Source organism: Geotoga petraea (assembly GCF_900102615.1).
Taxonomy (GTDB): Bacteria; Thermotogota; Thermotogae; order Petrotogales; family Petrotogaceae; genus Geotoga; species Geotoga petraea.
Map to the genome: position 1 here is coordinate 147,875 of NZ_FMYV01000002.1, position 14,271 is coordinate 162,145.

The 14,271-nt window shown below is 28.1% G+C and carries 12 protein-coding genes; 6 read left to right on the top strand and 6 right to left on the bottom strand.

Annotated features, from left to right (window positions below):
- Positions 1–138: 138 nt before the first annotated feature.
- Entirely contained in the window at positions 139–2,112 is a 1,974-nt protein-coding gene (locus tag BLS00_RS03025) for a hypothetical protein (RefSeq protein ID WP_091402704.1), read from the bottom strand.
- Positions 2,113–2,240: 128 nt separating this feature from the next.
- On the opposite strand from BLS00_RS03025, the gene BLS00_RS03030 reads away from it, so the two are divergent.
- On the top strand, positions 2,241–3,083 hold the full coding sequence (locus BLS00_RS03030) for a MurR/RpiR family transcriptional regulator (protein WP_091402705.1): 843 nt from the start codon (positions 2,241–2,243) through the stop codon (positions 3,081–3,083).
- Here BLS00_RS03030 and BLS00_RS03035 read toward each other — a convergent pair whose 3' ends face one another.
- The gene (locus BLS00_RS03035) at positions 3,084–3,575 is read right to left on the bottom strand and encodes a hypothetical protein (protein ID WP_091402707.1); all 492 of its coding nucleotides are present in this window, start codon (positions 3,573–3,575) and stop codon (positions 3,084–3,086) included.
- On the bottom strand, positions 3,568–3,879 hold the full coding sequence (locus tag BLS00_RS03040; RefSeq protein WP_091402709.1) for a hypothetical protein: 312 nt from the start codon (positions 3,877–3,879) through the stop codon (positions 3,568–3,570). The genes BLS00_RS03035 and BLS00_RS03040 overlap by 8 nt, the downstream gene beginning before the upstream one ends.
- A 131-nt stretch (positions 3,880–4,010) precedes the next feature.
- Here BLS00_RS03040 and glgX point away from each other — a divergent pair, with 131 nt between their 5' ends.
- Genes glgX through BLS00_RS03060 form a run of 4 tightly spaced genes read left to right on the top strand, consistent with a single transcriptional unit; the run spans position 4,011 to position 9,691 of the window.
- Positions 4,011–6,131, top strand: coding sequence for a glycogen debranching protein GlgX (glgX, locus tag BLS00_RS03045; protein ID WP_091402710.1), 2,121 nt, complete (start codon positions 4,011–4,013; stop codon positions 6,129–6,131).
- A 24-nt stretch (positions 6,132–6,155) separates the two neighbouring features.
- On the top strand, positions 6,156–7,826 hold the full coding sequence (locus BLS00_RS03050) for a formate--tetrahydrofolate ligase (protein ID WP_091402712.1): 1,671 nt from the start codon (positions 6,156–6,158) through the stop codon (positions 7,824–7,826).
- A 25-nt stretch (positions 7,827–7,851) separates the two neighbouring features.
- Positions 7,852–8,661 carry a bifunctional 5,10-methylenetetrahydrofolate dehydrogenase/5,10-methenyltetrahydrofolate cyclohydrolase gene (locus BLS00_RS03055; RefSeq protein ID WP_091402714.1) on the top strand — a complete coding sequence of 270 codons (810 nt, stop codon included), beginning with the start codon at positions 7,852–7,854 and terminating at the stop codon, positions 8,659–8,661.
- A gap of 1 nt (position 8,662) precedes the next feature.
- The gene (locus tag BLS00_RS03060; RefSeq protein ID WP_091402716.1) at positions 8,663–9,691 is read left to right on the top strand and encodes a M42 family metallopeptidase; all 1,029 of its coding nucleotides are present in this window, start codon (positions 8,663–8,665) and stop codon (positions 9,689–9,691) included.
- Positions 9,692–9,704: 13 nt separating this feature from the next.
- Here BLS00_RS03060 and nadE read toward each other — a convergent pair whose 3' ends face one another.
- Together nadE and BLS00_RS03070 are read right to left on the bottom strand one after the other, a co-directional pair.
- A complete protein-coding gene (gene nadE / locus BLS00_RS03065; protein ID WP_091402718.1) occupies positions 9,705–10,553 on the bottom strand; it encodes an NAD(+) synthase in 849 nt (282 codons plus the stop codon).
- Between the two features lie 12 nt (positions 10,554–10,565).
- Positions 10,566–11,426, bottom strand: coding sequence for a tyrosine-type recombinase/integrase (locus tag BLS00_RS03070; RefSeq protein ID WP_091402720.1), 861 nt, complete (start codon positions 11,424–11,426; stop codon positions 10,566–10,568).
- A 98-nt stretch (positions 11,427–11,524) separates the two neighbouring features.
- On the opposite strand from BLS00_RS03070, the gene BLS00_RS03075 reads away from it, so the two are divergent.
- The gene (locus BLS00_RS03075) at positions 11,525–12,463 is read left to right on the top strand and encodes a DMT family transporter (RefSeq protein ID WP_091402722.1); all 939 of its coding nucleotides are present in this window, start codon (positions 11,525–11,527) and stop codon (positions 12,461–12,463) included.
- 77 nt (positions 12,464–12,540) lie between these two features.
- On the opposite strand, the gene BLS00_RS03080 is transcribed toward BLS00_RS03075, so the two are convergent.
- A complete protein-coding gene (locus tag BLS00_RS03080; RefSeq protein WP_091402723.1) occupies positions 12,541–14,265 on the bottom strand; it encodes a phospho-sugar mutase in 1,725 nt (574 codons plus the stop codon).
- Positions 14,266–14,271: the final 6 nt, after the last annotated feature.

Below are 14,271 nucleotides of genomic sequence, written 5' to 3' on the forward strand. Positions count from 1 at the left end.
TATAAAAATAATAGCAATAAGGGGTAAATTTATCGTTTTAATAACATTTATTTGGATAAAATACTTAAAATTAGGATTTCTTATAAAAATCATCAATACTTGAACGAAATATAATTTTTCATATAAAAAATTATTCTTTTAGGAGACAGAAATCTCTTTTTCAATATTGATAAGTTCTGTATCTTGTTTTATTGATAATGAATTTAAATTGATGTTATGGCTTTCTATATTCTTTTTCAATTTCTCAATTTCGGTTTCAAATATCTCTGTATTCTTTTGCATCTTTATATTTACAAAGGCATCTCTCTCATTTACAAATAAATTAATATCAGTAACTCCAAATGATTCTGTTGGTAATATTAGTCTAATTTTTCCATAAGTTTTTGAGCTCTTTTTATTTTCATTTTGAACAATTTCTTCTTTGTTAAAAGAAAGATAAACAGGTAAACCAAACATATTAAACATCATGTAACTCGTATCACTAATATTTTTCATTCCTTCCATGTTTTGATAGGCTGAAATAGCTTTATCTATTACATTGTTAAACAAAACATTATTTTGATTGGAAGATGAGTTATCTTTTTGACTTATTGAATCTACAATTTCCTTAATGTTTTTATCTATATTTATTAAGGTATCATGATTAAATAATAAATTAAAATTGTTTTTGATTGGTTTTGCTAATTGATTAGGTATTTCTGCCCTTATTACTATTATATTTTTCATATTTTTTGTAGTTATATTTTGCTTTTGTATATTTTTTGATAGTTTTTGAAAAAATTCTTTTATTGAATATTCAACCTTTTCACTCTTAGTAAAATTTTCAAAATTGACGAATATTTTATTTATAGGTTTATCAGATTTGATAATTGGATTTTTTCCATTTAGATTTTTTAATAGAAATGGTTCGTTTTTTATAGTAGTTTTTAAAATTATTTTTGGATTAATATTAAGTATAAAATTTGGTTTTTGTTTTGGTATGAGTGGCTTTATACTCGGTTTGTTATTTTTTGATTGTAATAAAAAATTAGATTTATTAAGAAAAATTTTTTCATTCTTATCTTGAAAATTCATTAAAAATTTTGTTAAAGAATCCATGTAAGTTTTATTAAAATTTTTACTATTAGAAATTAAGAAAATATTTTTTGATTTGTCATTACTTTTTATAAAATTGTCAAAAATATTTTTTAAATTATTAGTTCTTAAGATCTTATCATTGTTTGAACTATCAGTTTTTAGTAGAGTTATGATTTTTTTGTTGTTTAAAGGCTTATTGGTATAATTATTTTTTATCATCTCATCATTAGATTTTTTGGATAATTCTCTATTAAATTCTTTAATATTTTGAAGGTTGTTAATTGCTTTATTTGAAGAACTATTGACTTTTTTTTGATCAATAATATTAGGCTTAATTTCAGAAGTTTGATTTTTAGAAAAGTTTTTTTTCTCATTGAGATTATTTTTAGATGTGGTAAAGTTATTTTTTTGAAAAATATTTTCATTAGATATATTTTTATAAGTATTTGTACTGGTTTTATTTTGGAAATACGAAAAGAGTTTCTTAGCTATATTTTTTGCAAACTGTATAGGATCTGGATTTATAGATTTATTTTTTGTAAAATTTTTACCTATATCTTCAATTATATTTTTTAAAATAAATTTTATTTTATCATTTGAAAGTGATGGCACGCTATTAGCTGGTTTTTCAGGTATATTTTTGTCTAAAGTAGTGAAAAAATCACTCAACCATTTTATAAAAGATGCTTTTTTGTTATCTGGAATATTGGTTAATTCTATATCAAAATTCATTGGGCTGTCATTAATCATCAAACTCAAATTGAACATATTTTCAACAATCTGTCCCAGAGCTTTAGTTAATATTTGATTTTTTGAATTATTTTGTACTTGATCAAAAGATAAATATATAATCATACCTGGTTTTAGTGGTACATTAGATTTGTTTTCTAATAAAAGGACTTTCCCCCTATAATTTACTATTAAAGAGTCTTTATTAGCAAAAAGAACCTTTGCTTTTACTTTATTGTTTTCTTCACTTTTTATGGTACTGTTGAAATTTTTTATTAAATTAGAATTAATGTTTAAAAAATCCATATAATCACCTCACAGTAATGTTATCGGTTATTTATTAAAAATAAACATAAATAAATTAATTATAAAAAAATATATTTTTATTATATAATATTAGTGAAAAATAATTTCATCAAATGGGGTAGATAATCATGATTAAAACATATATAAAAGGAATATATGATAGCTTATCATTAAAAGAAAAAGAAATTGCTGACTATATTATAAATAACTCTGAAACTGTTATAAATTCAACTATTTCAGAATTGGCAAAAAATATTGGAATTAGTGATTCGACAGTTTATAGGTTTATTAGGAAGATAGGTTTTATTGGTTATAATGACTTTAAAATTAAGTTGACTCAAGAATTATCTTTCAAAAAGAAAAAAAGAAATATGGATGATAACATTCCAAGTTATGCAAAAATAATTGTTGAAAATAACATCAACTTAATTGAAGACTCTTTAAACTTGCTTAATTATGATGATTTACAAAGAGTTATAGACGAAATTTATGAAACAGAAAGAGTTTTCTTTTTAGGAGTAGGCAGTTCATCTTTTGTATGTGAATACTTCGCAAAAAAGTTGAATGTTTTGGGCAAATATTCTTTATATTATAGCGATACACATATGATGAACTCAATAATTCCCACTTTAAATTCTAATGATCTCATTATTGTTATATCTCATACTGGAGTAACCAAAGATATAGTGATTTTAAGTGAAGCTATAAGAGAGTATTCAAGAAATATAGTTTCAATAACTTCGGGGATAGAATCACCTTTGGCTAAATTAAGTAAAATTGTTCTCACAACTGCGTATGCTAAAGATACTTCGAAGATTGAATTTTTAAGTTCAAGAATTAGTGAATTTATTGTATCTGAAATAATTATAAACGGTTACTATGAAAAGTTAGAAAAGGATAATCCTCTTTATCTAAAAAATTTATTAAGTAAGATTGATGCTCAAAGATTGTCTGAAAAAGGGCTTAAATAATTATTCTTTATCAAAAAGCCCTAATTTTAGTGAATCCCTGACACTTTTATATCTTTTTATTTTAGATTCAACGATTTTGTCTGAGGTAACTAATTTTTCTTTCATCATTAAATATCTCACCATTTCAGGTTCTGTAAAGTACCAATTCCCCGTAGAAGAAAATTCTGGAACATTTACCTTGAATTTGGTACCTATAACAGCCTTTGATTCAATTTTAACTAATCCATTTAACTTTTTAAAATATGAGATTGCATTATGTGTTCTTCCAACAGATATATTTAGGTTTCTTGCAATCTCCCTTACAGAAGTATACATAACATTATAATTCTTTCCCGCTCCATAACTAATATTATATAAATATAAATAGACTTTTGAAAAAGAACTTGGTGTTAACTGTAATATGTACATTAAAACCTTTTCAGGTATTTGTATAAAAGGTCTAACAGGTCTATATTCAAATGCATTTATACTTTTGTCCTTATTATTACTCATTTTCCCACTCTTCTTTTGAAATAACTTTTGCTCCAGTCAATTCGTAATTTAAAACTTTATAACCCTCATTAAAATTAGCAGTTAAATTAATTTTTTTATAACATTTGCTACCTACAAATTCTTTGTTTATAACATAACCACCATTTTCATAATCTCTTGAAAAATCGTATCCTCTTCTTAAATGAGTTCTAAATTTTTCTCCACAATTATCACATTTAAAGTATACAACTATATTTTTCCCTTCATTATAAAAATCTCCATTCTTAGATATTCTATCTTTGACTTTTTTAAATAAATTAAACATTAATAACACCTCCCTAAATAATTATATCATTTTTTGTTATTATATAATACTTGAACGAGCATAATTTTTTTCATATTAAAAAAATTATTAAAAAATGTGCCATTCATGTATAATTTATATGAGGTGATATTATGGCAAAACTAAAAATTGAAATAGGAGAGCCAATTTTTGGCCCTAAATTTATGGATGGGGGGGTTAATTTTGGGCTTTTTTCAAGAAATGCAAGTAAAGTTATTTTAGAGTTATATGAAAATTTTTATGATGAAAAACCTTTTTTCAGTTATGAATTAGATAAAGAAGATAATAAAACAGGAGATATATGGCATGTATATATAAAAAATATTAAAGATAGGACATATTATGGATGGCGAGTTGATGGTGAATACAATCCAAAAATAGGGAAAAAATTTAATAAAAACAAACTTCTTATTGATCCATATTCAATTGCTGTATCAGGAACTTACGATTTTAGCGAACATCAAATATATGGATATGATAAATCAACTGAAAACGATTTAACGTTTTCAAATAAAAATTCTTCAAGTTGTTCTTGTAAAAGTATTATTGTAGAAGATAAAAATTATAATTGGGAAGGAATAAAAAATCCAAGAATAAAGTTTAATGATACTATAATATATGAAATGCATGTAAGGTTATTTACAATGAATCCAAATTCAGGGGTTGAAAATAGAGGAACTTTTAATGGCTTAATTGAAAAATTGGATTATCTTAGAAATCTGGGAGTTACTTCACTTGAATTGATGCCTGTTTTTGAATTTAATCCAGATTCTAATATAAATAAAAATCCTAAAACTGGTGAAAAATTAAAAGATGTATGGGGATATAACCCCTTAAATTTTTTTGCTGTTACTGGAAATTATACTACAGGGTTAAGATTAGGAGAACAAGTCTTTGAATTTAAAAACTTTGTTAAAGAAGTCCACAAAAGAAATATGGAAGTTATTTTAGATGTTGTATATAATCATACTGGTGAAGGAAATCATTATGGCCCAACAATATCCTTTAGAGGAATTGATAATGAAATTTATTATATATTAGAAAAAGACAAGCGCTATTATGCAAATTATTCTGGCACTGGTAATACTTTAAATTGCTCTCATACTGTTGTAAAAGAAATGATAACTGATTCACTAAGATATTGGGTAAAAGATATGCATGTGGATGGTTTTAGATTTGATTTAGCTGCAATTTTGGGTAGAGATTCTAATGGAAACTGGATAGGAGATTTATCTCTTTTGAAAGACATTGCTGATGACCCAATAATTTCTGGTTCAAAACTAATTGCAGAAGGTTGGGATGCTGCAGGGGGTTATTACGTAGGAGAATTTCCTACAGGTTGGGCTGAATGGAATGGTAAATATAGAGACACGGTAAGAAAATTTGTTAGAGGAGATAAAGGACAAGTCGGAGATTTAGCAACAAGAATAGCCGGAAGTCCTGATTTATTTAAAAAAGACGGAAGGAACCCAACAAATAGTGTTAACTTTATTACTGCTCATGATGGTTTTACAATGTGGGATTTGGTTTCTTACAATAGAAAACACAATTATTTGAATGGTGAAAATAATAATGATGGGACAAACGATAACTTTTCTTTCAACCATGGTATTGAAGGAAACACAGATGACATTGGTATACTAAATTTAAGAAAAAAACAGATTAAGAATTTTTTGGTGATACTTATGACTTCACAGGGAACTCCGATGTTACTTATGGGTGATGAACTTTTAAGATCACAAAATGGAAATAACAATGCTTATTGTCATGATAATGAACTTACTTGGGTTGATTGGTCTTTGGAAAAAAAGAATAAAGATATACTTAATTTTTATAAAAAGATCATACAATTTAGAAAAGATCATTTTTGTTTAAGAAGAGAACATTTTTTCACCGGACAAGATTATACAGGAGATGGAATAGCTGATGTTACATGGCATGGTGTAAAGCCATATAGTCCAGATTTTAGTTATGATTCCCACACTCTTGCTTATATGGTTAGCGGTGAAGATTTTTTGGATCCAGAGCATTTAATAGATAATGATGTATATGTTGCTTTAAATTCTTATACAAAACCCTTAGAGTTTGAATTGCCACGCCTTAAAAATAAATCATGGTATTTAATAGCAGATACGTCTAAAAATTCACCTAATGATATCCTTGATAAACCCGTTAAAGTTGATTTAAAATATATGGTAGATGCTAAAAGTTCTATTATATTAATTAGTAAATAAAAAATTAGAAAGTGAGGGATATTTTTGAAAACAGATATACAAATAGCAAAAGAAGCTAAACTTGAAAAGATCGAGAAAATAGCAGAACAACTAAACATACCAGAAGAATACTTAAATCCTTATGGAAAATATATAGGAAAAGTGTCTTCGAGGTATTATGAAGAAATAAAAGATAACAAAGACGGAAATCTAATTTTGGTTACTGCAATAACGCCAACCCCAGCCGGAGAAGGTAAAACAACAACTTCCATTGGTCTTTCCATGGGGTTAAATAAAATGGGGAAAAAATCAATCGTTGCCTTGAGAGAACCTTCCTTGGGACCAGTAATGGGAATAAAAGGTGGTGCAGCAGGTGGAGGCTATTCACAGGTATTACCAATGGAAGACATAAACCTTCATTTTACTGGAGATATTCATGCAATTACAACGGCTCATAATTTGGTTAGTGCTGTAATAGACTCTCATATAAAATTTAAAAATGATTTAGAAATAGATTCAACTCAAGTATTTTGGAAAAGAGCTCTCGATATGAACGACAGGGCCTTGAGGAATATTGTTGTTGGGCTTGGTGGAAAAACTAATGGTTTAGTTAGAGAAGATGGATTTATCATTACTGCCGCCTCAGAGATCATGGCCGTTTTATGTTTATCTGAAAACATTGATGATTTAAAAGAAAAATTATCTAAAATAGTAATAGCAAGAAATATGGATAGAAAACCAATAACAATAGGTGATCTTAAAATTGAAGGAGCTTTAGCTTTGATTTTAAAAGATGCCCTAAATCCAAATTTAGTTCAAACCATAGATGGAACACCAGCATTTATTCACGGTGGACCATTTGCAAATATCGCACATGGAACTAATTCAATAATAGCAACAAAAATGGCAATTAAAATGTCAGATTATACAGTTACAGAAGCCGGGTTTGGCTCAGATTTGGGAGCTGAAAAGTTTTTAGACTTCGTTAGTCCAAACTATGGCTTAGATCCAAAAGTAGTGGTTATTGTAGCAACTGTAAGAGCATTAAAATATCATGGTGGAATGTCTTTAAAGGAATTAAAAAAAGAAAGTATATACCATCTAAGAAAAGGCTTAGAAAACTTGAGAGTTCATATAGAAAATATGAGAAAATACGATATCCCAGTAGTAGTTGCGATCAATAAATTTGATTCTGATTCCGAAGAAGAAATCCAAATGGTCGAAAACTTTTCTGAAGATATGGGAGTAGAAGTGAGTGTTAATGAAGCCTTTCTAAAAGGTTCAGATGGTACGATTGATTTAGCCGAAAAAGTAGTAAAAACTGTTGAAAATTCAAATACTAAATTCAAACCAATTTACAACCCTGAAGATGATATAGAAGAAAAAATCGAAAAGATAGCGACAAAAATATATAGAGCTGGCAATGTTGAATTTACTCTACAAGCTAAAAAAATGATAAAATTTTTTGAAAAATATGGTTTTGATCATTTACCTATTATAATAGCAAAAACACAATCATCTATTTCTGATGATAAAAAGAAATTAGGAGCGCCAAGTGGATATGAGTTTACTATAAGAGATTTCGAGCTTTCTGCAGGTGCTGGATTTATTGTTGCGTTATCTGGTGAGATAATGAGGATGCCTGGTTTATCAAAAATACCGAATGCTGTTAATCTTGATATAGATAACGAAGGAAATATAAAAGGTTTATCATAATATAATATCTGGGGTGAAAAAATAGATGGTAATAGATGTAGAGAACACTGTTAAAGAAGTTGAAAAAGAAATTGAATATCTGAAAAGTAAAACAGAAAAACCAAAGCTTCTAAGTTTAACTACAAAATTAAACGGTTCGATTAAAGCTTACCTAAATTCACAAGCAGAAATAGCAAAAAAATATGGTATAGATTTTGAGTATATCAAATCAGATAACCTTTATGAGGATATAAAAAAATACAACAAAGATATTTCTGTTGATGCACTTTTTATAGCAAAACCTTTGAAAAAAGATTATGACGATAAACAAGTTGCAAAATTGATAAACCCTAAAAAAGATATAGAAGGGATCAGCTATCATAACATAGCAGCAATGTTTTACGAAGATGAATACTTCATTCCTTGTACTGCAGAATCAGCGGTCAAAATATTAGAGGATAATTTGAACATAACAGGTAAAAAAATTGCTTTAATGGGTAGATCTTATACTGTTGGTAAACCTATTTCGATTCTTTTACAGAAAAAAGGAAGGGACGCAACTTTAACTTTGATAAATTCAAAGACCAAAGGTCAAAAAGAAATTACAAAATCTGCAGATGCTATAATTATAGCTATAGGTATTGCTGAATACTTGAACGAGGATTTTGTATCAAAAGGACAAAAAGTTATTGATGTAGGAATAAATGTTGAAAACGGTAAATTAGTTGGAGATGCAAAAAAAACAATTTCAAAAATTTGTGATGTTACTCCCGTTCCAGGAGGAGTTGGAAATGTAACTTCTACAATATTAATGAGAAATGTTTATAGAGCAAAAATTTTAAACAGGGGGTTCTAAAATGGAAGAATATTTCGACTATGCAGTAGAACAGATTATATCATTGTGTAAAATTCCTAGTCCTACTGGCTACACCAAAAAAGTTATAGAGTATTTAAAAAGAGAATTTGATAATCTGGGATTTAAATATGAGATCACCAATAAAGGTGCTTTTCTCACTGACTTAGGTGGAGAAGGTAATCCATTACTATTAGCAGCTCATATAGATACTTTGGGGGCTATGGTTAGATCGATAAAATCAAATGGAAGGATAAGACTGACAAAGATTGGTGGATATCCAGAGAATAATATAGAGGGGGAAAACTGTATTATTCATACAAGGGATGGAAAAAATTATACAGGAACTATTCAATTAAATCATCCATCAACACATGTTTATAAAGATATAAAAACTATGGAAAGAAATGATGAAAATATAGAAGTTGTTATAGATGAAAAAGTAGAATCAAAAGAAGATGTGGAAAAACTGGGTATCAAAACGGGAGATTTTATTTCATTTGATGCAAGAACAATTTATACCAATTCGGGTTTTATTAAAAGTAGACACTTAGATGATAAAGCCAGTGCGGGTATTTTAATTGCAATAGCTAAAATGATAAAAGATGATAAATTGAAATTAAAAAGAAAAGTGTATATTATGTTCACATCTTATGAAGAAGTTGGACATGGAGGATCTGCTGGTATCCCTTCTGATGTAAAAGAAATGATCTCAGTTGATATGGGAGCCATAGGAGACGATTTAAACTGTAATGAATATCAGGTCAGTATTTGTGCAAAAGACTCAGGTGGGCCGTATGATTACGATGTGACTAACGATTTAATAGATATAGCTGGTTATAGTAATATAGATCATGCAGTTGATATTTATCCCATGTATGGTTCTGATGTTGAAGCTACTTTAAGGGCTGGTTATGACATTAAACATGGATTAATAGGCCCAGGTGTGTTTGCTTCTCACGGATACGAAAGAACTCATAAGGATGCGATTAAAAATACAACAAAATTACTGTTTAATTATATTTCAAAATAATAACGAGGCACTCCTATAAATGGAGTGCCTTAATTCTTTTTTTATTAGAATTTTTTAATATTTTTTCTACTCTTTCTACCTTGGCCTTATCAAAATCATTTAAGTTGCCATTATTTTCTTTTGCATATAATATTTGGTCTAATTCTTTATAGCTTATTCCCATGGCAAATTCATCTGTTATTCCTGGAATTAAATCGGGTGAAGGGGATTTATCTATTATTTTGTTAGGTATTTTCAAATATTTAGCCATTTCAATAACTTCTGTTTTATATAGGTGAAAAAGTGGCTCTATTTCAACTGCATCATCTCCGTATTTAACAAAAAATCCAGTTTTATATTCTGATTTGTTTGTCGTTCCACAAACAAAATAATTTCTCTTTTCTGCTTCGAAATATAGTTGTGTCATTCTTATTCTGTGCTTTATTCTATAAAAAGCCAGCCCTTTTAAAAAATCTTCGTCTCCATCCCCTTTCAAATCATCGATAAAAGTGTCATCAGAAGATTCTTCCCACCTCTTTTTTACATATTTGTTCTGTATTGATCTTGGTATTAAAAAAGTAGGAGGCTCTAATCTATAAACACCTGACTTTCTTAATATAGGAGTGATATCTTTTTTAACGTATTCTATTCCCAAAAAATCACAAACGATTTTAGAATCTTTTACAGTTTCAGAAGATGAGTCCCTTTCAGGTAACAATACCCCAAACACTTTATTTTTTCCTAAAGAATCAACCAGTATTTTTGCTGCAACAGCAGAATCCAATCCACCACTTATACCTATTAAGGCACCTTTATAGTTATATTCTTTATAAAAATTGTTAATAAAATTCTTAATCTTTTTCAATTCTTCTTTTATAATCATTTTTAACCCCCGTTATATTTCATCCAGTAATGATGTATGTTGTTCAGACCTCAAATAAATACCAGTAGTTTGAATACTCGTATGACCCAGAATATACCTGACCTCTTCTATATTTTTACCAGAATTCAACAATTTTTTTGCACACGTGTGTCTCAAAGCATGAGGAGTTGCATTTATCAAATTTATGTTGGCACCATTTTCATTCATTTTTTTGATTTCTTCGTTGGATATTTGTACATATTTCTTGAATCTTCTTTGCATAGTTCTGGAAGTGGGTACATTTTTATTCTTCAAAAGTTTATCAAAGATGAAAGTATCTGTTAGACTTAAAATATTTTTGGCATAATCAAAAGAAATTTTTAGTATTCTTTCTTTTGAGCCTTTACCATTAACAATTATTTCTGCATAATTTTTGTGAACAATAAAGTTTTCTCTTTTCAAATTTAGAGCTTCAGAAATACGCAACCCTATTTTTAAAAGCAATCCAAAAAAATTCTTGTCATATTCGTTTTTGCTTATGTGCTTGAATATTATTTCCAATTGATCTTCAGTTAAGCCTTTTGGGACTTGATTTGGACTTTCAGTGTATGCATCTTTCCAATATTGAATTCCATCTATGTATTGATTTTCATAAAGATAGTTTAAAAAAGATCTTATAACAACAACTCTCAATCTTATGGTCCTTTTAGAAAGTTTGGAATTATCCTCTAAATATTTCAGAAAAGCTATTTTATTTATACCCATCTCATCTATATATGCTTTATAAGAATTGAGTATTTTTCTGTATTCTTTTATTGTTGAATCTGCCCTTCTTTTTATGTATTTTAAATGAGAAAGAAATTCTTCTATATATTTTTCTGTATTATTTAACATGCATATCCCTCCAAATTAATTATATCATCAATAAGATTTAATGGACATATAGTTTTTTTGTGATAAAATATTTTAGATTAAAAATTCAGAGGTGAATTATGGGAGAAAAACATATATTAGAAAACAAATATATTATATTTTTTGTAGCCCTATTGGCATGTGTACTATGGGGATCAGCTTTTCCAACTTTAAAAGTTTCATTTCAAGAGTTAAATTTGTCAAATAATGATATATGGTCAAAAGTGCTTTTTGCAGGCTTTAGATTTTTTGGATCCAGTATATTATTGTTTATATTTTTGTTATTCAGAAAAGAAAAGATGAGAATTAAATTAAATCCTTTATATAAGATTTTTATTCTGGGGTTATTACAAACTACTTTACAATATTTTTTCTTCTACAATGGGTTGGCAAACACTTCTGGGATGAAGGCGGCGATACTACAATCAAGTTCAACTTTTTTTGTAGTTATATTGGCTCATTTTATATACAATGATGATAAAATCAACAACAGAAAAATTATTGGTTTGACAACTGGTTTTTTGGGAATAATATTGGCAAATTGGGGGAGCGGGTTCAACCTTGATTTTTCATTTAACGGGGAAGGATTTTTATTGATAGCCGGGTTAGTTGCCTCATTTGGAACTATTTTGGCAAAATATCTTACTATTAACCTAAACCCTTTTTTGATTACAGCAATTCAAATGCTTTTTGGTTCAACGATATTAATTGTTATTGGTTCTTTTAAAGTAGGATTTTTTTCTCTTGATTTCAATTTATTGAGTTTTTCTTTACTTATTTACAGTTCTCTTTTATCAGCTGTTGCCTTTAGCCTTTGGTATTCACTTTTAAAATACAATAAAGCTGGAGAAGTTACCATATATAGATTTATGATACCAATATCAGGCTCAGTTTTATCCAGTATTTTTATACCAGGTGAAAAACTGAACATTCAGATATTGTTTGCTTTACTTATGGTTGCAATAGGTATAATATCTATTAATTATAGAAAAAGAAATAACACAGAGACATCTATATGATATCTCTGTGTTATTAATTTTATAATAATTTTTCTATTTCATAGTACAATTTTACTTTATCTAATTATCGTTTATTTTTATACCATGTCAAAAATTTCTTTTATTTTTGAGTTTATCTGATCTAATTTTTGTTCTGATCTCTTCCTGTCCTTATCCTTTGAATAAATATAGATCTTTATTTTTGGTTCAGTCCCCGAAGGCCTAATTGAATACCAAGAACCGTCATCAAACCAAAATCTCAAAACATTTGAAGTTGGAATTTCTGATTTTTCTTCTTTTCCTGTTTTCACATCTACCTCTTTATTCTCGAGATAATCTGCATATTTTATTAGTTTCATATCTTCTATTCTTTCAGGGTAGTTCTCTCTATAATACTCCATGATCCTTTCAATTCTTTTTTTACCTTCAATTCCTTCTAAGATCATAGAATAATTGTTCTCAAGCTGATAACCATGTTCATCATATATATCTTGAATGACATCTAATAATGTCTTATTTTTAGTTTTGTAAAAAGCAGCCGCCTCTGCTAATAACATTGCTGCAATAACTCCATCTTTATCTCTTACAAAAGTACCAGCAACAAAACCAATACTTTCTTCATAGCCAAAAATGAATTCTCCAGCACCTTTTTCAAGTAATTCATTTTCTTTTCCACAAATATTCTTAAACCCAGTTAAAGCTTCATAAGTATCAATTCCATATTTTTCACCGATAGATTTTCCTAAATTTCCTGTAACAACAGATTTTACTATAAAACCTTTCTCTGGCAATTTGTTTTCTTCTTTTCTTGATTCTAAGATATAGTTAATAAGTACCGCCCCAGTTTGGTTACCAGTTAAAGCTATATATTTTCCCTCTTGATTTTTAACTTCAACAGCTAACCTATCACAATCTGGATCTGTTGCTATTAATATATCAGCATTTTTTTCTTTGCCTAATTCTTCGGAAAGTTTAAACGCTTTTGTATCTTCAGGATTTGGATATCCAACAGTTGAAAAATCTGGATCAGGATGTTCTTGCTCAGGAACTACAAAAACATTTTTAAATCCTCTTCTTTTCAATACGTCTCTAACTGGTTTGTTTCCAGTTCCGTTTAATGGTGTGTATATTATGTTAATGTTTTTGTCTATATTTTCTTTAATAGCTAAATTAAGAACTTCTTTTTTATATTTTTCTTTTATATCTTGACCAATATATTCAATCAAGCCTTTATCAACAGCTTCTTTTAAATTCATAGGATTAATATCTTTAAAATAATCTAATTTTTCAATTTCAGAGGTAATGGCTTCTGCAATATCTGCCATAATTTGGCTTCCTTCTTCCCAATAAACTTTATAACCATTATACTCTCTTGGATTATGACTTGCTGTTATTACAATTCCTGATATAGCATTTAATTCTCTAACTGAATAAGAAAGAATAGGAGTTGCAGTAATATCATCATGTAAATAAACTTTTATGCCCTTATTAGCTAAAATCCTCGCGGCTAATTCAGAAAATTCTTTTGAAAAGTACCTTACATCGTAAGCTATAGCTACTCCTCTTTTTTTTGCTTCATCACCTTTGGATTCAATGAAATTAGCTAATCCCTGAGAAGCTCTTCCAACAGTAAAAACATTCATTCTATTTGTTCCCATCCCAAGTTTACCTCTTAAACCAGCTGTTCCAAACTTAAGGTCTTCATAAAATCTATCTTGTATTTCTTCCTGGTTATCCTTCAAATTAAGTAGTTCTTCTTTTTCTTTTTGTGATAGTTGATCTGAATTTAACCATTCGTTGTAGATTTTCAAAAAATCTCTCATACTTTT